An 18,156-nucleotide genomic window follows, 5' to 3' on the forward strand; every position below is an offset into this window, starting at 1 on the left:
GGTGAGGTCATGCCAGCGAGCTATGCGTATCTCGGTCCAGAGGGCACCTTCACCGAAGTCGCCCTGCGCACGCTTCCCGAGGCGGCGACCCGTGAGCTGATCCCTTACGTGTCCGTGCAGTCCGCGCTCGACGCGGTGCGGGTGGGCGAGGCCGAGGCCGCTTTCGTCCCCATCGAGAACTCGGTCGAGGGCGGGATCACCACGACCCTCGACGAACTGGTCGCGGGCACCCCGCTGATGATCTACCGCGAGGTGCTGCTGTCGATCACCTTCGCGCTGCTCGTCCGTCCGGGCACCAAGCTGTCGGACATCAAGACGGTCACGGCCCACCCGGCCGCCCAGCCGCAGGTGCGCAACTGGCTGAAGACCCATCTGCCCGACGCCGTCTGGGAGTCGGCCGCCTCCAACGCGGACGGCGCGCGCCTGGTCCAGGAGGGCCGGTACGACGCCGCGTTCGCGGGTGAGTTCGCGGCGGCCCGGTACGGCCTGGAGGCACTGGAGACGGAGATCCACGACGCGGAGAACGCCCAGACCCGGTTCGTCCTCGTGGGCCGCCCCGCCAGGCCGGCGGCACCGACCGGCGCGGACAAGACTTCGGTCGTGCTGTGGCAGCGCGACGACCACCCCGGTGGCCTGCGGGACCTGCTGGGCGAGTTCGCCACACGGGGCATCAACCTGATGTTGCTCCAGTCCCGGCCCACCGGGGCCGGTATCGGCAACTACTGCTTCTGCGTCGATGCCGAGGGGCACATCTCCGACCGTCGGATGGCCGAGGCGCTGACGGGTCTCAAGCGCATCTGTCTGCAGGTGCGCTACCTCGGTTCCTATCCGCGTGCCGATGTGCGGCCGGGTGAGGTGCGGCCTCCGTTCCCCGGAACCTCGGACGAGGAATTCGTGGGGGCGGCGGACTGGGTGGCACGATGCCAGGACGGCCGGTTCTGAGGACGGCGGAAGCACCGGGGTGCCCGGTCCTACCTGCCGATTGTCGTTGTCCACAGGAGTTATCCACAGGTCCGCTTCTCGACCTGGGGACAAGTCGACACCGAAGCCCGATTCGGTCGACATATCGCCCTTGGGGTCATGATCGCGTTCATCGCCCCACACCCCCCTTCGTCCATTCTTTTCCTTTGGTCAACCCTTTGGAGCGAACTCTTTCCACTGAAAGGCGGGGGTGGGGTGGGTTTGTCCAGGGAATCCCCGAGAAGGCCGACGCCTTTCGGAGTGATCAATTCCGAAGTCCACAGATCTTCCCCACACCCTGTGGATAACTTTCGCGAAGGCGGGCTGCCTGTGGACAACCAGGCTCCAAGTTCCGCCGCACACAAGGGACTCCAGTCAATCGGCACCCGGTGAAGTGACCCTTTCCAGGGGCTGCGCCTCCTTGATTGACCTCGCGGGACACCACGTGCAATCACCCCAGAACGGAGCGCGAGCCGTCCCTTCGCAATAGTCAGTCGTGGGCCGTCGTCCCGCACCGGTAGCCTTGACCGCGTGATTGACCTTCGCCTGCTTCGTGAGGACCCCGACCGTGTGCGCGCTTCGCAGCGCGCCCGTGGAGAGGACGTCGCGCTCGTCGACGCCCTCCTGTCTGCCGACGAACGGCGCAGGTCGTCCGGCGTGCGCTTCGACGAGCTGCGCGCCGAGCAGAAGTCGCTCGGCAAGCTCATCCCCAAGGCGGCCGGCGACGAGAAGGCCGAGCTGCTGAAGCGGGCCGGCCAACTCGCCGCCGACGTGAAGGCGGCCGACGCCGACCGCGACGCCGCCGCCACCGAGACCCAGGACCTCCTGGTCAAGCTGAGCAACCTCGTCCACCCCGACGTCCCCGTCGGCGGCGAGGAGGACTTCGTCACGCTGGAGACGCACGGCGACATCCGTGACTTCGAGGCCGAGGGCTTCACGCCCAAGGACCACCTGGAGCTGGGCCAGCTCCTCGGCGCCGTCGACGTCGAACGCGGAGCCAAGGTCTCCGGCTCGCGCTTCTACTTCCTGACCGGCGTCGGCGCGCTGCTCGAGCTCGCGCTGGTGAACGCCGCGATGGCCCAGGCCACGGCCGCCGGCTTCACGCCGATGCTGACGCCGGCGCTGGTGCGCCCCCAGTCGATGGCGGGCACCGGCTTCCTCGGCCAGGCCGCCCAGGACGTCTACCACCTCGAGAAGGACGACCTGTACCTGGTCGGCACGTCCGAGGTGGCGCTGGCCGCCTACCACATGGACGAGATCATCGACGCCGACCGGCTGCCGCTGCGGTACGCGGGCTTCTCGCCCTGCTTCCGCCGCGAGGCCGGCTCGCACGGCAAGGACACCCGGGGCATCTTCCGCGTCCACCAGTTCGACAAGGTCGAGATGTTCTCGTACGTCGCCCCGGAGGACTCGCAGGCGGAGCACCAGCGGCTGCTGGAGTGGGAGAAGCAGTGGCTGACGTCGCTGGAGCTGCCCTTCCGCGTGATCGACGTCGCCTCGGGCGACCTGGGCTCCTCGGCCGCGCGTAAGTACGACTGCGAGGCGTGGATCCCCACCCAGGGCAAGTACCGCGAGCTGACCTCGACCTCGGACTGCACCGAGTTCCAGTCGCGCCGGCTGTCGATCCGGGTCCGCGAGGACAAGAAGGTCCGGCCGCTGGCCACGCTCAACGGCACACTCTGCGCCGTACCGCGCACCATCGTGGCGATCCTGGAGAACCACCAGCAGGCCGACGGCTCCGTGCGCGTGCCGGAGGTGCTGCGTCCGTACCTGGGCGGCCGGGAGCTGCTGGAACCGGTCTCCAGGTGAGCGCCGCCTTCCCCTACCGTCTCGTCGCCACCGACCTCGACGGCACGCTGCTGCGGGACGACCACACCGTCTCCCGCCGCACCCGTGACGCGCTCGCCGCGGCCACCGCGGCGGGCGCCGCGCACATCGTCGTCACCGGCCGCGCGGTGCCCTGGACGCGCCCCATACTCGACGCACTCGGCTACACCGGTCTCGCCGTGTGCGGTCAGGGCGCCCAGGTGTACGACGCCGGCGCACATCGCCTGCTGACGTCCGTGACGCTGGACCGGCAGCTGGCCGGAGTGGCACTGGCCAAGATCGAGGCGGAGGTCGGCCCGCTGCACCTGGCGGCCAGCCGCGACGGGCTGGACGGCGAGGTGCTGGTCGGCCCCGGTTACGAGGTCGTGGGCGGACTGCCCGCGACCCCGTTCGCGGACGCGTCGGACCTGTGGACGGCGCCCCTGAACAAGCTGTACATCCAGCACCCGGCCCTGACCTCCGACGAGCTCGCCGAGGCCGCCACCCGCACCGCGGGCGGATTCGTCACCGTCACCATGGCGGGCGAGGGCATCGTCGAGCTGCTCCCGCTCGGCCTGTCGAAGGCGACGGGGCTGTCGCTGGCGGCACGTCGGCTGGGCGTGAAGGCCGCGGAGACGATCGCCTTCGGCGACATGCCCAACGACCTGCCGATGTTCGCCTGGTCCGCGCACGGCGTGGCCATGGCCAACGCCCACCAGGAACTGCGCGCGGTGGCCGACGAGGTGACCGCCTCCAACGAGGAGGACGGCATCGCGGTGGTGGTGGAGCGACTGCTCGCGTAACCGCGCGCACCCGCCCCACCACGACAGGCGTGCCCCTCACAGGGGCGGAAGTCGGGAGGGGCGGCCCACGCGACACACGTGCGCGTGCTCGAAGCGGCCGCCCCCGGGCAGCTCCCCGTGCGGGCGGACTCGACGGAGCAGTAGGGATGACTCCGGAGTCCGCCGCGGGCTGCCCCGACGGGAGTGGGACGTACTGCCGTGCATGGGCGTCGTCCCGCTCCTCTCCCGGCAGATGACGCCGGACTTTCCCGGCGATGCGGACATCACCACTCTGCCCGCCGGGCGAGTCCGGCGCCACCGAATAAAACGGGCCGTCACCGGCCCCTACGGGTCACTCCTCGCCTGCGAGCGTCAGCGAGCGCAGCTTCTGGCCGGCGTACCAGGTGGCCAGCACGGTGACGGTGGCGAGCAGGACCGTCGCGGTCGTCAGGCCCACGTCGGAGGTGACCAGGTCCCCGCCGGAGACCTTCTGCGCCACGGCCAGCGCCCACTGCTGGACGCTCAGCGTGCGGGCGCCGGGCACCAGGGATCCGAACAGCGCCTCCCAGACCAGCGCGTAGACCAGCCCGAACACCACCGCGTGCCGTGAGACCGTGCCGAGCAGCAGGAAGAGCGCCGCGTACGCGATGGAGGCGACCAGTGCGGCCACCGTGTAGGCGACGGCGACCTGCTGGCCGTTGCCGTTCAGGACGAATCCCGCGATCAGCGTGGGCACCGCCGAGAACGCCATGGTGACGGCGACGGCGACGATCAGCTTGGTGTAGATGATCGTGGGCCGCTTGATCGGCTTGGACAGCAGGTACACCACCGAGCCGTCGTCGATCTCGGGGCCGATCGCGCCGGTGCCCGCGATGACACCGATGATCGGCACCATGGTGGCGAGCGCGAATCCGCCGAGGACGTCGGCCGCGGTCTGGTCGTCGGCGCCGCTCAGGGCGCGCACCGCCAGGGAGATCGCGATCAGCAGCAGGGGCAGCGCGCCCAGGATCAGGGCCCGGCGGCGGCCGAGCAGGGCCCGGTAGGTGAGCCGGGCGACTGTGGGGTCGTACATCAGGGCCTCCTACGCCGCGACCAGGTACGAGAACACGGACTCGAGGGACTCGTCGGACGGCGAGACCGTGAGCAGCCGGATGCCGTGGTCGCGCGCGACCTGCGGCAGCAGGGACGTGAAGCGGCCGAAGTCGACGGCCTGGATGCGCAGGGCGCCTTCCGCCACGTCCACCTCGATGCCGGACGTCGACGGGTCGGCGATCAGCGCGGCCGCGAGCGCGCGGTCGTCACTGGAGCGCACCAGGTAGCGGTGCGGGCGGTCGGTCATCAGGCGGCGGATCCTGCGGAAGTCACCGCCGGCCGCGTGCCGGCCGGCGACGACGACCTCGATGTGCCAGGCGAGTTGCTCGACCTCTTCGAGGATGTGGGACGAGAAGAGCACGGTGCGGCCCTCGTCGCCCATGCGCCGCAGCAGGTCCATCAGCTGCATGCGCTGCCGCGGGTCCATGCCGTTGAACGGTTCGTCCAGCAGCAGCAGCGACGGCTCGTGCACCAGGGCCGAGGCCATCTTCACGCGCTGCCGCATGCCCTTGGAGTACGTGGCGATCTTGCGGTCCTGCGCGTACTCCATCTCGACCGTGGCCAGCGCCTTCTGGGCGGCCTTTGCGCCCAGTCCGTGGAGTTCGGCGTTGGCCAGGACGAATTCACGGCCGGTGAGGAAGTCGTACATCGCCTCCCGCTCGGGGACGATGCCGATGTGCCGGTAGATGGCCTCGTTGCGCCACACCTGCTGCCCGTCGAGGGTGACGGTGCCGGTGGAGGGGGCGAGGAAGCCGCCCATCATGTTGATGAGGGTGGACTTCCCGGCGCCGTTGGGTCCGAGCAGGCCGGTGACGCCGGGGCCGATGGTCATGGTGATGTCGTTGACGGCGACCACGTTGCCGAACCAGCGGGACACATGGTCGATGGTGAGTGTGGTCACAGTCCCACCTTCTTGTAGCGGCGCACCAGGAGGCCGTAGCCGGCGACGATCAGGCCGAGGCTGACGAGGACGTAGACGACGCCCTCGGCGTTGCTCGGGCCCACCCCGCCGGGGAAGGCGGAGCTCGCTCCCAGGAAGGCGGACTGCACCCCGTCGATGAGGGTGATAGGGGAGAACAGGCCGATCCAGGCGATGGCGTCGCCACCGCTGTTCTGGGCGTCGGCGATCGCCTGGAGCGTGGAGACGGCGCCGTAGGAGATGGTGAGCACGGCGATCACGGCGGCGATGCCGAAGCCGCGGCGCGGGGTGACCGACGCGATGACCAGGCCGATGCCGGCGAAGAGCAGTGAGAGCAGTGCCACGGAGACGAGTCCCTGTGCGAATCCCTTGGTCTGGTCGGAGAAGTCGAGCTTGGCCAGCAGCGCGCCGATGTACAGGACCAGCAGGGGGGCCGCGGTGAGGATGAACAGGGCCGAGGCCAGCGCGGCGAATTTGGCGCGCACGTAGTCGGTGGTCTCGATGGGCCGTGAGAAGTACAGCGGCACGGTCTTGAAGCGGAGGTCGCGCGAGACGGACTGGGGTGCCTGCGAGGCGACGTACAGGCTGATGACGGCCTGCATGACGATCGCGTAGCGCGTGTAGTCGAGGGGCAGGTCGTTCGCCTTCGTGGCGACCGCGACGGCCACCATGATGGCGGCGGGGACGCACATCACCACGAACAGCAGCATCGGCAGCACCTTGGACTTCACCGAACGGCCGAGGCCGTAGGAGCCGCGCAGGGACTGCGAGTAGAGCGACAGCCGCGCGTAGCCGCGGCCCAGGCGGGGGCCGTCGTAGGAGCGGTAGCCGATGTTGTGGATACGGGTGTCACCCGGTGCGGTGGCCGGTGTCCGCAGGGACTGCTCAGCTGTCATGGCCGGCCGTCTCCTTCCGCTCCTCGTCGCTGTTCCTGAAGACCTCGGAGATGTGGTGCCGGCGCTGTTCCATGCGCACCAGACCGAGGCCGAGGTCCGCGATGACGTCGCGGACCAGGTCGTACGTCTCCTCGCCCTGCGCGGTGAGCAGCAGGACGTGTCCGGCGCCCGGCAGTCCGCTGCCGTCCTCGACGCCCACCCCGCGCGCGTGAAGCGCCTCGCGCACGGCGCGGGTGCCGTCCGGGTGCTCGTCGGTGTCGGTGACCTCGATGGCGAGGGTCGTGGTGGTCTGGGTGAAGTCCGTGGTGGAGCTGGAGCGGAGCAGTGTGCCGCCGTCGACGACGACGACGTGGTCGCAGGTCCGTTCCAGTTCGCCCAGCAGGTGGGAGGTGACCAGGACGGAGATGCCGAAGTCGGTGTGGATCCGGCGGATCAGGCCGAGCATCTCGTCGCGGCCGACCGGGTCCAGGCCGTTGGTCGGCTCGTCGAGGAAGACCAGCTGGGGGTCGTGCACAAGGGCCTGCGCGAGTTTCACGCGCTGCTTCATGCCGGTCGAGTAGCCGCCGATGGGGCGGTAGCGCTCCTCGTACAGGCCGACGTGGCGCAGGGTGTCGGCCGTGCGCTCCCGGGCGGCGGTGGGCGGCAGGCCGGACATGCGCGCCATGTGGACGACGAACTCGGTGGCCGAGACGTCCGGCGGCAGGCAGTCGTGTTCCGGCATGTAGCCGACCCGCTCGCGGATGGCGGCGCCCTCGGTGGCGACGTCGAGGCCGAGCACTTCGGCGCGGCCCTCGGTGGCGGGGGACAGACCCAGCAGGATCTTGATCAGTGTGGACTTGCCGGCTCCATTGGCTCCGACGAGTCCGGTCACACCGGGCCCGACGTCCACGGAGAGCCGGTCAAGCGCGGTCACCCTGGGGAACCGCTTGCTCAGGCTTTCGGTCGCGATCACAGTCACGGCACAGACGCTAGTGACCCGCACCACTGGGGTCGTCAGCCCGGAGAGCCGTCTTGGGGTCCCCCTGGAGTCGTACGGCCCCGTAAGGGAACCCCTGCCCGAGAGGGGTGAACAGGGTCCGGGGGCCCTGTTGACGAACTCTCTAACGACTGCCAGATTCGCCTGTGTGACGGGATGGAGCGGGGCCCGGGAGCGCCGGGTGCGTACGGGCGGGGTCGAGCTGTGCGTGGCCGAGCTGGGCGACCCCGGGCGGCCGACGGTCGTCCTGGTGCACGGATACCCGGACAGCAAGGAGGTGTGGTCCGAGGTCGCGCGGCGGCTGTCCGGCCGTTTCCATGTCGTGGCGTACGACGTCCGGGGCCACGGCCGGTCCACGGCACCGCGTCCGTTGCGCGGGGGATTCACCCTGGAGAAGCTGACGGACGACTTCCTGGCCGTCGTCGACGCGGTGAGCCCGGACCGGCCCGTGCACCTGGTGGGGCACGACTGGGGCTCGGTGCAGGCCTGGGAGTTCGTGACGGTCGAACGCGCCGCGGGGCGGATCGCGTCCTTCACCTCGATCTCCGGCCCCTCGCTCGACCACTTCGGGCACTGGATCGGCCGCCGGGTGAAGCGGCCGACCCCGCGCCGGGTCGGCCAGCTGCTGGGCCAGGGCGCCAGGTCCTGGTACGTGTACCTGCTGCACACGCCCGTGCTGCCGGAGCTTGCCTGGCGCGGCCCGCTCGGCACGGCCTGGCCACGGATCCTGGAGCGCCTGGAGAAGGCGCCCGCCGACGGTTACCCGACCTCGTCCCTGCCCTCGGACGCGGCACACGGCGCCTGGCTCTACCGGGACAACGTGCGGCGGCGGCTGCGCAGCCCGCGCACGGACGCCTACGCGCACGCGCCCGTGCAGCTCATCACGCCCCTGGACGACAGGTTCCTCTCTCAGCGGCTCTCCGAGGACCTGGAACAGTGGGCCCCGCGGCTGACCCGGCGGACGCTGCCGGCCGGTCACTGGGTGCCGCGCAACCGCCCCGACCAGCTGGCCACGTGGATCTCCGACTTCGTCTCGTCGGTGGAGGGCGGCCGGGCGGACGTGCCGGCTGCGGGCCGGCACGCCGACCGGTTCGGTGGGCAGCTGGTCCTGGTGACGGGAGCGGGCAGCGGCATCGGGCGGGCCACGGCGCTCGCGTTCGCGGAGGCGGGCGCGCGCGTACTGGCGGTCGACCGGAACGCGGAGGCCGCGGCCTCCGCCGCGGCGGAGGCACGTCGTCGCGGCGCGGCGGCGGCCTGGGCGGAGACGGCGGACGTGTCCGACGAGCAAGCCATGGAGAAGCTGGCCGAGCGGGTCACCACCGAGCACGGCGTGGTGGACGTCCTGGTGAACAACGCGGGCATCGGACTGGGCGGCTCCTTCTTCGACACCACCACGGACGACTGGAGGACGGTCCTCGACGTCAACCTGTGGGGTGTGATCCACGGCTGCCGGCTCTTCGGGGGGCGGATGGCCGAGCGCGGTCAGGGCGGCCACATCGTGAACGTCGCCTCGGCGGCGGCGTTCCAGCCGTCACGGGCGCTGCCCGCCTACGGCACGTCGAAGGCGGCGGTGCTGATGCTCAGCGAGTGCCTGCGCGCGGAGCTGGCGGGGCGAGGGATCGGCGTCTCGGCGGTGTGCCCCGGATTCGTCGACACCGCCATCACCTCCACCGCGCGGTTCGCGGGCGTGGACGCCGGGGAGGAGCGGCGCCTGCGGAAGCGCGCGGCGCGCCTCTACGGACTGCGCGGATACCCGCCGGAGAAGGTCGCCGCCGCGATCCTGCGGGCGGTGGTGCGCGACGAGGCGGTGGTACCGGTCACCCCGGAGGCGCGGACGGCGTACGCCCTGTCGCGGTGGATGCCGGGGGCGCTGCGGAGGATCGCGCGGGTGAAGCCGCCGGTCTGAGCCCGCCGGTGTGCGAGCGGCCGAGCCGGTCGGTTGTCCACAGAGGCGTCAATTCCCCTGTGGAAAAAGGCACTTGGCTGTGGATCAAACCTGCGGAGGAAAATCGATCGCGTGATACGCGTCTCTCCCGGCAGTCTGAACAGATGGACGACAGACGCACCGTCAAGGTGTCCAAGTACCTCGCGAGGCACCTGCGCCATGAGCCCGGCCGGATCGGGCTCACCCTCGACGAGGGCGGCTGGGTGGAGATCGAGGCGCTGATCGCCGCGGCGTCCGCACACGGTTTCCGGTTCACCCGGGAGGAACTGGACCACGTCGTCGCCACCAACGACAAGCGACGGTTCGCCGTCGAGGGCACCCGGATCCGCGCCAGCCAGGGGCACAGCGTCGAGGTCGATCTCGGACTGCAGGCGGCCGCTCCGCCGGCGTACCTGTACCACGGCACCGTCGCCGGGAACCTGGACGCGATCCGCGCCGAAGGGCTGCGGCCCATGAACCGGCACGCCGTGCACCTCTCCGCCGACCGCGGGACGGCGACCCGTGTCGGCGCCCGCCGGGGGCGCCCGGTCGTGCTGTCCGTGGACGCGGGTGCCATGCACCGCGACGGCTGTGTCTTCCACCTCAGCGCGAACGGCGTGTGGCTGACGCAGGCCGTACCGAGCCGGTACCTGCGTTTCCCCGGCGGTCACCGAGGAGCATGATCGAAGGTATGGACCACCTGCCCAGCACCGAGGCCGCCGTCACCGCCCTCCGGGCGCTCGCCCACACGTACGGGCGCGAGATCGACGTCACCCATGACATCGGTGCGGACCAGACCTCCCGCCGTACCGCGGCGGGAGTCGGCGTCGCCACCGACCCCGACGGCTCCCTCCCCCACGAGGCCCACGTCGAGTTCGGAGGTCTGCCCCGGGTGAGCGTGCGGCTCCACCCGGAGGACGACGCACTGATCGACGTCGAGGGCGTGGAGTGCCACGACATCCCCCGCGACGACGTGCCTGCCTTCCTGCGCTCCCTGTTCGACGGACTGGCCCACGTCAGGGCTCGCCGTTTTCCTCCCGGTCACTTCCTGATCGTGCCGCTGCCGGGAGACCGGACGTACAAGGAGTTCATCCCCATGATCGTCCTCACCCCCTGGCTGAGCGCGCGGGTGCGGTGACAGGGGCGCGGACGTTTCACGTGAAACCCACCGCTCCGCATAGGCTCGGGGGCATGAGCCTGCGCCTGAGCACCGTGATCCTCCCCTATCGCCGCTGGCACGAGGGCAGCCGTTCGACATGGACGCGCGCCGAGGAACTCGGCTTCCACGCCGGGTACACCTACGACCACCTCTCCTGGCGCAGCTTCCGCGACGGCCCCTGGTTCGGCGCCGTCCCGACCCTGACCGCCGCCGCGGCCGTCACCGACCGGATGCGCCTGGGCACGCTCGTGACCTCGCCGAACTTCCGGCACCCGGTCACCCTCGCGAAGGAACTCATCTCCCTCGACGACATCTCCGGCGGCCGTGTGACGCTCGGGATCGGTGCGGGCGGCACCGGTTTCGACGCCACCGCGCTCGGCCAGGAGCCGTGGACCCCGCGCGAGCGCGCCGACCGCTTCGCCGAGTTCGTGCCGCTGCTCGACCGGCTGCTCACCGAGGACAGCGTGTCGTACGAGGGCGACTTCTACGCGGCGCACGAGGCGCGCAACATCCCGGGCTGTGTGCAGCGGCCCCGGCTGCCCTTCGCGGTGGCGGCCACCGGGCCGCGCGGACTGCGGCTCGCGGCACGCCACGGGCAGGCGTGGGTGACCACGGGTGACCCCACACTGTACGAGAACGGCACGCCCGAACAATCGGTTCAGGCCATTCGCGGCCAGGCCGAGAAGCTGGCCGACGCCTGCGCCGAACTCGGCCGGGACGTGACCGGACTGGACAAGATCCTTCTCACCGGGTTCACCCCCGACCGGGGCCGCCCGCTGGAGTCCCTGGACGCCTTCGTGGACTTCGCGGGCCGCCACATCGAGCTGGGCTTCACCGAGATCGTGGTCCACTGGCCGATCCCGGACTCGGACTTCGCCGCGGACCAGAAGGTCTTCGAACGGATCGCCATGGAGGCGCCGGCACAGCTGCGGTGACCGCGGTCCATTCCGCGGTGGGAGAAACACCGCTGGTGACGGCGGTAACCACTCAGATGTGCGCAGTCCCGCACGGTCGTGCAGGCATATGCGGGACAATGGCCGGGTGACCTCAGCGACCCGACAGCCCGAGACCCCGGCAGCCACCACTCCACCGCGGCTCATCGCCACCGACCTCGACGGCACCCTGCTGCGCGACGACAAGTCGGTGTCACCGCGCACGATCGCCGCGCTGGCCGCCGCCGAGGAGGCGGGCGTCGAGGTCTTCTTCGTCACCGGCCGCCCGGCCCGCTGGATGGACGTCGTCAGCGAGCACGTCCACGGCCACGGACTCGCCATCTGCGGCAACGGCGCGGCCGTCGTCGACCTGCACGGCGGCCCGGGCGCACACCGTTTCGTGAAGGTGCGTGAGCTGCCCCGCACGAACGCCCTGCACGCGGTGCAACTGCTGCGCGAGGCCGCCCCCGGCACGGTGTACGCCGTCGAGCAGACCTTCGGCTTCCACCAGGAGCCCACGTACCCGAAGCTGCACATGGAGATCCCGGACGCCCTCGCTCCCGCCGAGGACCTGCTGGCTCCGGACTCCCACACCGCCGGCGAACCGGTGCTGAAGATCCTCGCGTACCACCCGGAGCTCGAGCCCGACGCCTTCCTCACCCTGGCCCGGATCGCCATCGGCGAGCGCGCCAACGTCACACGTTCCAGCCCCAGCGCCCTGCTGGAGATCAGCGGCCCGGAGGTCTCCAAGGCCAGCACGCTCGCCCTGTGCTGCGCCGAGCGCGGTATCTCCCACGAAGAGGTCGTCGCCTTCGGTGACATGCCGAACGACGTCGAGATGCTGACCTGGGCGGGCCGCTCCTACGCGATGGGCAACGCCCACCCGGACGTGCTCGCCGCCGCCTCGGGCCACACGGTCGCCAACAACGACGACGGCGTGGCCGTGGTGATCGAACGGCTGCTGGAGGGGCGGCTCTAGCCGCTCAGAGCGACACCCCGTGCCGGGCCAGCCACGACACGGGGTCGACGGCGGACCCCGTCTCGGGAGTGACCCGTACCTCGAAGTGCAGGTGGGGTCCCGTGGAGTTGCCGCTGGTGCCGGACTGGCCGATCCACTGCCCGGGCGTGACCCGGTCGCCCTGGTCGACGGCGACGGCGGCCAGATGGGCGTACTGGGTGTGGTAACCGCCCGCGTGCCGGATCACGATCTCGATGCCGAAGGCGCCTGAGCAGGACACCTTGACCACCTCCCCGGTACCCACGGCCCGCACGGGTGTGCCGATCGGCACCGCGAAGTCCTGCCCGGTGTGCCGGTTCGCCCACCGCGCGCCACCACTGCCGTAGGACGCGGACAGCTCGTAGGTCTCCACCGGCGCCACCCAGCGGCTGGTGAACCGCGTCTCCGGCTGGTCCAGCCGGACCGCGCCGCGGCAGGCGCCGGCCGCGACCGAGGCGTCCGCATGGCCCTGGAGTTTCCAGCGCGCCGCTTCGAGCTTGGCCTCGATGCCCTGTCTCAGGTCGGCGAGTTCCGCGTTCCGCTTCTCCAGCCTGCGCCACGCCGCCGCGGCCCTCGCCTCGTCCCGGGCGAGCCTGGCCTCGGCCCGCTCGCTCCTGTCGATCGCCTTGTCCAGCGACACCTCTGCCTGCTGCACGACCCGCTGACCGCGCATCAGCTCGTCGGGGTCGTCCGCGAGCAGCATGTGCGCGGTGAGCGGCAGCCCGCCGCCGTCCCGGTACTGGGAACTGGCGATCCGGCCCAGGTCCTCGCGCAGACCGGCCGTCTCCCGGCGCTCCCGGTCCAGCCGTTGCTCCAGCCGGTGTGCCCTCGCCCGCTGTCTCTCCGCCTCGCGGCGGCCCTCCTCGTACCGTTCGGTCGCCGTGGCCGCCTCCTCGTACAGCCGCGCCACTTCCGCGCTGATGCCGGAGGCGGAGCCGTGGCCCGGGGCGTGAGGGCCGTCACCGTCGGCGGGGCGGGCGGCGAGCACGGCGAGCGCGCACAGCAGTACGGCGGTGAGCAGCGGGTGACGGCGGGCGAAGCGCATGACTGCGATCCTGGCCCCGGCCCCGGCGCCCGGTCCTGTTCATGTCGTACAGATGGGGGACCAGACGCCCCGGACGGCCCATCGACACCCCGAACAGCGCCCTTCCGGAACACCCTTGACGTCCTGTCACGTGTGTGGGCTCCGCGTGACCACCCGGCCTAACGGGACGCCACCAGGAGCTCCGCCTCCTCCTCCCGCCGCGCCATCGCGCGCAACGGGCCCTCGGTGTCGACGAGTTCCGCGTACGGACCACGCTGTGCCACCCGTCCTCCGTCGAGCACGACAACCTCGTCCACCGCCTCGAGACCGGCCAGCCGGTGGGTGATGAGCAGGGTCGTGCGGCCCTCGGTGGCGGCCAGCAGATCGGCGGTGAGCGCGTCGGCGGTTGCCAGGTCGAGGTGTTCCGCGGGTTCGTCCAGCACCAGCACGGGGAAGTCCGCGAGCAGCGCCCGGGCGAGCGCCAGCCGCTGCCGCTGCCCGCCGGACAGCCGTGCTCCGTGCTCACCGACGAGCGTGTCGAGCCCGTCGGGCAGACCGTCGGCCCACTCCAGCAGACGGGCCCGGCCGAGCGCGTCCCGTACCTCGCCCTCGGTCGCGTCCTTCCTGGCGAGCAGCAGGTTCTCCCGAATCGAGCTGTTGAAGAGGTGCGCGTCCTGCGCGCACAGCCCGACCATCCGTCGTACGGCGTCGCCGTCGAGGGCGCAGGCGTCCACACCCGCCAGCGTGTACGCGCCCTCACCCGGGTCCAGGAATCGGAGCAGCACCTGGGCGAGGGTCGTCTTGCCCGAACCCGACGGGCCGACCACCGCGATGCGGCGGCCCCGCTCCAGGGTCAGGTCCAGCCCCGCGAGCGCGTCCCGCTCCTGCCCGGCGTGCCGGGCGGCCAGCCCCCGGACCACGAGCGGGAACGGCGACAGGGGCGCCTGCCGGGACGACTCCGGCTCCCGTACGGGCACCGGGGCGTCCAGGACCTCGAACACGCGCTCGGCGCTCCGGCGCACCCTCTGCCGGTACTGCACGGCGAGCGGCATCCCGAGGACGGCCTCGAACGCGGCCAGCGGGGTGAGGATCACGACGGCCAGGGCCACACCGTCCAGCCGGCCGGCGGCCACGGCCTGGGCGCCGACGAGCGCGGCGGCCGCGACGGTCAGGCCGGAGATCAGCGCGGCGAGCCCGTCGCCGAGCGCGGTGGCGGTGGCGGCCCGCGAGGCGATCCGGGTGAGCGTGCCGTCGGCCCGGCGTGCCTCGGCGCTCCGCGCGGGCAGGGCGCCGGCGACGGTCAGCTCGGCCGTCCCGGTGAGCAGATCGGTCACCCGGGTCGCGAGGACGCCCCGGGCCGGTGCCAGTCTGCGCTCCGCGCGACGGGCCACGGCACCGGTCAGCAGAGGCACTCCGGCGCCCGCCGCCAGCAGCCCCGCAGCGAGCACGGCGCCCGCCTCGGGCAGCAGCCAGGCGGTGAAACCGACGGACAGGACGGAGACGGCGAGGGCGGCCCCGGCCGGCAGCAGCCAGCGCAGCCAGTAGTCCTGGAGCGCGTCCACGTCGGAGACCAGCCGGGAGAGCAGGTCCCCCCGGCGGGCGCCGCGCAGGCCGGCGGGCGCCAGCCGCTCCAGCCGCCGGTACACCGCGACCCGGGTGTCGGCCAGCATGCGCAGGACGGCGTCGTGCGACACGAGCCGCTCGGCGTAGCGGAACACGGCCCGGCCGATGCCGAAGGCCCGGGTCGCCGTCACGGCCACCATGAGGTGGAGCACGGGCGGCTGCTCCGAGGCCCGGGAGATGAGCCACCCGGACGTCGCCATGAGCCCGACGGCGCTGCCCAGGGCGAGGGTGCCGAGCACCAGGGCGAAGCTGATCCGCCCCGTCCGGGCCCTCGACAGGGCACGGACGCGGGCGAGCGCACCGCCCGGCACCGGGTCCGTGTCGGTCCCGGCCGCTCCGCTGTCCGGCACGGGCCCGGACGCGACGGCCTCCACGGGACCGGCCGCCCGGTGCGCGGGCTCTTGCCCCCCGGTGGACGCCGGTTCCGCGAGCCGCACCACTCGGTCCGCGACGGCGAGCAGGGCCGGCCGGTGCACGACGAGCAGCACCGTACGGCCGGCCGTCAGCCGCCGTACCGCCGCCACGATCCCGGCCTCGGTCGCACCGTCCAGCGCGGCCGTCGGCTCGTCGAGCAGCAGGACGGGACGGTCGGCGAGGAACGCGCGGGCCAGCGCGAGCCGCTGCCGCTGCCCGGCCGACAGCCCCTCCCCGTCCTCGCCGAGCACCGTGCCGGCGCCCTCGGGCAGCGCGTCCACGAACTCCAGCGCCCCGGCGTCCCGCAGGGCACGCCGCACGGCGTCGTCGTCCGCCTCGGGACGGGCCAGCCGTACGTTCTCCGCGATCGTCCCGGCGTACAGGTGCGGCCGCTGCGGCACCCAGGCGACGCGGCGGTGCCACGCGGCGAGGTCGAGTCCGGACAGATCGGCTCCGCCGATCCGTACCCGCCCCTCGGTGGGCCGGACGAATCCCAGCAGCACGTTCACCAGGGTCGACTTGCCCGCTCCGCTCGGCCCGACGAGCGCGACCGTCTCCCCGGGGGCGACCGTGAAGGACACGTCGGTCACGGCGTCCGAGGTCCGGCCCGGATAGCGGACCGTCACGTCCTCGAAGGAGACCGCGCCCGCCGGCACCACGCCCGCTCCCTGGGCCGGGACGGGCGTCTCCAGCACGGCGAAGATCTCCTCGGCCGCGCCGAGGCCCTCCGCCGCCGCGTGGTACTGGGCACCTACCTGCCGCAGCGGCAGGTAGGCCTCCGGCGCCAGGATCAGGATCACGAGGCCGGTGTAGAGGTCCATCTCGCCGTACACGAGCCGCATGCCGATCGTCACGGCGACCAGCGCCACGGAGAGCGTGGCGAGGAGTTCGAGCGCGAAGGAGGAGATGAAGGCGATCCGCAGCGTGCGCATGGTGGCCCGGCGGTACTCGGCGGTGATCCGCCGGATCGACTCGGCCTGTGCCTTGGCCCGTCCGAACACCTTCAGCGTGGGCAGCCCGGCGACGACGTCCAGGAAGTGCCCGGACAGCCGGGAGAGCAGCAGCCACTGCCGGTCCATCCGGGACTGGGTGGCCCAGCCGATGAGCACCATGAAGACCGGGATGAGCGGCAGGGTGCCGACGATGATCGCCGCCGACACCCACTCCTCGGTGACGATCCGCGCCAGCACCGCCACCGGCACGACCACCGCCAGGCCGAGCTGGGGGAGGTAGCGCGAGAAGTAGCCGTCGAGTGCGTCGACTCCCCGGGTCGCCAGGGCGACCAGCGATCCCGTGCGCTGTCCGCCCAGCCACTCCGGTCCCAGCGCGGTCGCCCGCTCCAGCAGGCGGCCCCGCAGCTCCGACTTCACCGCGGCGCTCGCCCGGTGCGCGGCCAGCTCGGTCAGCCAGCCGACCAGGCCGCGGCCGACCGCGACGACGGCGAGCAGCAGCAGGGGAGTGCCGAGCTCACCGGCGGACAGTCCGTCCTCGAACGCGCCCACCACGATCTCGGCGATGAGCATGGCCTGGGCGATGACCAGCACCGCGCCGAGGGCCCCGAGGCCGACGACCGCCGCCAGGAAGCCCCGGGTGGCACGGGCGTACCGGAGCAGTCGCGGGTCGATTGGTTTCACGTGAAACACACCTCAGTGCACGGGGTCGGCGATGTGCTGGGTGCCGATCCGCTTGCGGAACACCCAGTACGTCCAGCCCTGGTAGAGCAGCACCACCGGCGTGGCGATCACCGCGAGCCAGGTCATGATCTTCAGGGTGTAGGGGCTGGAGGAGGCGTTGGTGACCGTGAGGCTCCAGTCCGCGTCGAGCGTGGACGGCATGACGTTCGGGAACAGCGTCAGGAAGAGCATCGCCACGGCGGCCACGATGGTGACGCCGGAGAGGGCGAACGACCACCCTTCGCGTCCCGCCTGGTTCGCCAGCAGGGCGGCGACCAGCGCGACGACCGCCACGGCCAGCGCGACCAGGCTGGTGCCGTCACCGCTGTCCACCTGCGTCCACAGCAGGAAGACCAGCGCCAGGGCGGCGGTGACGAGACCCACGCGCAGGGCCAGCGCCCGCGCCCTCTGCCGGATTTCGCCGACCGTCTTGAGGGCCGTGAACACCGTGCCGTGGAACGTGAACAGCGTCAGCGTGACCAGGCCGCCCAGCAGGGCGTACGGGTTGAGCAGGTCCCAGACGCCCCCCACGTACTCGAACTCGGCGTCGATCTTCACCCCGTGGACGATGTTGCCGAAGGCCACGCCCCACAGGAACGCGGGGATGAGCGAGGTCCAGAAGATCGCCGTCTCCCAGTTGCGCTGCCAGTTCTCCTCCGGCCGCTTCGCCCGGTACTCGAAGGCGACACCGCGAATGATCAGACAGATCAGGATGACCAGCAGCGGGAGGTAGAAACCGGAGAAGAGCGTGGCGTACCACTCGGGGAAGGCGGCGAAGGTGGCGCCGCCGGCCGTGAGCAGCCACACCTCGTTGCCGTCCCAGACGGGGCCGATGGTGTTGATCAGCACCCGCTTCTCGGCGCGGTCGCGGGCGAGCAGCCGGGTGAGGATGCCCACCCCGAAGTCGAAGCCCTCCAGGAAGAAGTAGCCGGTCCACAGGACGGCGATCAGAACGAACCAGACGTCGTGCAGTTCCATG

Annotated in this window: 15 protein-coding genes; 8 read left to right on the plus strand and 7 right to left on the minus strand. The window is 71.8% G+C overall.

Annotation, left to right across the window (positions count from 1 at the left end):
* The first annotated feature begins 9 nt into the window (after nucleotides 1-9).
* The 3 genes from pheA to BU52_RS19875 all read left to right on the plus strand — a co-directional run bounded on the left by pheA (nucleotide 10) and on the right by BU52_RS19875 (nucleotide 3,569).
* A complete protein-coding gene (pheA, locus tag BU52_RS19865) occupies nucleotides 10-942 on the plus strand; it encodes a prephenate dehydratase (RefSeq protein ID WP_037936189.1) in 933 nt (310 codons plus the stop codon).
* Nucleotides 943-1,491: 549 nt separating this feature from the next.
* Entirely contained in the window at nucleotides 1,492-2,769 is a 1,278-nt protein-coding gene (gene serS, locus BU52_RS19870) for a serine--tRNA ligase (RefSeq protein WP_037936190.1), read from the plus strand.
* The gene (locus tag BU52_RS19875; RefSeq protein WP_037936193.1) at nucleotides 2,766-3,569 is read left to right on the plus strand and encodes an HAD family hydrolase; all 804 of its coding nucleotides are present in this window, start codon (nucleotides 2,766-2,768) and stop codon (nucleotides 3,567-3,569) included. Before serS ends, BU52_RS19875 begins: the two co-directional genes overlap by 4 nt.
* Nucleotides 3,570-3,900: 331 nt before the next feature.
* Here BU52_RS19875 and BU52_RS19880 read toward each other — a convergent pair whose 3' ends face one another.
* Genes BU52_RS19880 through BU52_RS19895 form a run of 4 tightly spaced genes read right to left on the minus strand, consistent with a single transcriptional unit; the run spans nucleotide 3,901 to nucleotide 7,407 of the window.
* Entirely contained in the window at nucleotides 3,901-4,620 is a 720-nt protein-coding gene (locus BU52_RS19880) for an ABC transporter permease subunit (protein WP_037936194.1), read from the minus strand.
* Between the two features lie 9 nt (nucleotides 4,621-4,629).
* Nucleotides 4,630-5,541, minus strand: coding sequence for an ABC transporter ATP-binding protein (locus BU52_RS19885; protein WP_037936196.1), 912 nt, complete (start codon nucleotides 5,539-5,541; stop codon nucleotides 4,630-4,632).
* Entirely contained in the window at nucleotides 5,538-6,455 is a 918-nt protein-coding gene (locus BU52_RS19890; protein ID WP_037936199.1) for a membrane protein, read from the minus strand. Before BU52_RS19890 ends, BU52_RS19885 begins: the two co-directional genes overlap by 4 nt.
* Complete coding sequence (locus tag BU52_RS19895; protein ID WP_037936200.1) at nucleotides 6,445-7,407, minus strand: ABC transporter ATP-binding protein; 963 nt, start codon at nucleotides 7,405-7,407, stop codon at nucleotides 6,445-6,447. Before BU52_RS19895 ends, BU52_RS19890 begins: the two co-directional genes overlap by 11 nt.
* A gap of 172 nt (nucleotides 7,408-7,579) precedes the next feature.
* On the opposite strand from BU52_RS19895, the gene BU52_RS19900 reads away from it, so the two are divergent.
* The 5 genes from BU52_RS19900 (at nucleotide 7,580) to BU52_RS19920 (ending at nucleotide 12,425) form a co-directional block, all read left to right on the plus strand.
* Nucleotides 7,580-9,337: an SDR family oxidoreductase gene (locus BU52_RS19900; protein ID WP_037936203.1), complete on the plus strand. Its 1,758-nt coding sequence runs from the start codon at nucleotides 7,580-7,582 to the stop codon at nucleotides 9,335-9,337.
* A 143-nt stretch (nucleotides 9,338-9,480) separates the two neighbouring features.
* The gene (locus tag BU52_RS19905; RefSeq protein WP_037936204.1) at nucleotides 9,481-10,038 is read left to right on the plus strand and encodes an RNA 2'-phosphotransferase; all 558 of its coding nucleotides are present in this window, start codon (nucleotides 9,481-9,483) and stop codon (nucleotides 10,036-10,038) included.
* The gene (locus tag BU52_RS19910; protein WP_078903341.1) at nucleotides 10,035-10,493 is read left to right on the plus strand and encodes a hypothetical protein; all 459 of its coding nucleotides are present in this window, start codon (nucleotides 10,035-10,037) and stop codon (nucleotides 10,491-10,493) included. The genes BU52_RS19905 and BU52_RS19910 overlap by 4 nt, the downstream gene beginning before the upstream one ends.
* 53 nt (nucleotides 10,494-10,546) lie before the next feature.
* A complete protein-coding gene (locus BU52_RS19915; protein WP_037936209.1) occupies nucleotides 10,547-11,449 on the plus strand; it encodes an LLM class flavin-dependent oxidoreductase in 903 nt (300 codons plus the stop codon).
* An 88-nt stretch (nucleotides 11,450-11,537) separates the two neighbouring features.
* A complete protein-coding gene (locus tag BU52_RS19920; protein ID WP_078903342.1) occupies nucleotides 11,538-12,425 on the plus strand; it encodes a Cof-type HAD-IIB family hydrolase in 888 nt (295 codons plus the stop codon).
* Between the two features lie 4 nt (nucleotides 12,426-12,429).
* On the opposite strand, the gene BU52_RS19925 is transcribed toward BU52_RS19920, so the two are convergent.
* The 3 genes from BU52_RS19925 to cydB form a co-directional block, all read right to left on the minus strand.
* Nucleotides 12,430-13,488 carry a M23 family metallopeptidase gene (locus BU52_RS19925; protein WP_037936213.1) on the minus strand — a complete coding sequence of 353 codons (1,059 nt, stop codon included), beginning with the start codon at nucleotides 13,486-13,488 and terminating at the stop codon, nucleotides 12,430-12,432.
* Between the two features lie 158 nt (nucleotides 13,489-13,646).
* A complete protein-coding gene (gene cydD, locus BU52_RS19930) occupies nucleotides 13,647-17,138 on the minus strand; it encodes a thiol reductant ABC exporter subunit CydD (protein WP_037936215.1) in 3,492 nt (1,163 codons plus the stop codon).
* A 12-nt stretch (nucleotides 17,139-17,150) separates the two neighbouring features.
* Nucleotides 17,151-18,155 carry a cytochrome d ubiquinol oxidase subunit II gene (gene cydB / locus BU52_RS19935; protein WP_037936217.1) on the minus strand — a complete coding sequence of 335 codons (1,005 nt, stop codon included), beginning with the start codon at nucleotides 18,153-18,155 and terminating at the stop codon, nucleotides 17,151-17,153.
* Between the last annotated feature and the right edge of the window lies 1 nt (nucleotide 18,156).

Source organism: Streptomyces toyocaensis (assembly GCF_000725125.1).
GTDB lineage: Bacteria > Actinomycetota > Actinomycetes > Streptomycetales > Streptomycetaceae > Streptomyces > Streptomyces toyocaensis.

Coding starts and splice junctions, on each gene's coding strand:
- BU52_RS19905 (WP_037936204.1), top strand. CDS start 9,481: ATGGACGACAGACGCACCGTCAAGGTGTCCAAGTACCTCGCGAGGCAC.
- BU52_RS19915 (WP_037936209.1), top strand. CDS start 10,547: ATGAGCCTGCGCCTGAGCACCGTGATCCTCCCCTATCGCCGCTGGCAC.
- cydB (WP_037936217.1), bottom strand. CDS start 18,155: ATGGAACTGCACGACGTCTGGTTCGTTCTGATCGCCGTCCTGTGGACC.
- pheA (WP_037936189.1), top strand. CDS start 10: ATGCCAGCGAGCTATGCGTATCTCGGTCCAGAGGGCACCTTCACCGAA.
- BU52_RS19880 (WP_037936194.1), bottom strand. CDS start 4,620: ATGTACGACCCCACAGTCGCCCGGCTCACCTACCGGGCCCTGCTCGGC.
- BU52_RS19920 (WP_078903342.1), top strand. CDS start 11,538: ATGCGGGACAATGGCCGGGTGACCTCAGCGACCCGACAGCCCGAGACC.
- BU52_RS19890 (WP_037936199.1), bottom strand. CDS start 6,455: ATGACAGCTGAGCAGTCCCTGCGGACACCGGCCACCGCACCGGGTGAC.
- BU52_RS19925 (WP_037936213.1), bottom strand. CDS start 13,488: ATGCGCTTCGCCCGCCGTCACCCGCTGCTCACCGCCGTACTGCTGTGC.
- BU52_RS19910 (WP_078903341.1), top strand. CDS start 10,035: ATGATCGAAGGTATGGACCACCTGCCCAGCACCGAGGCCGCCGTCACC.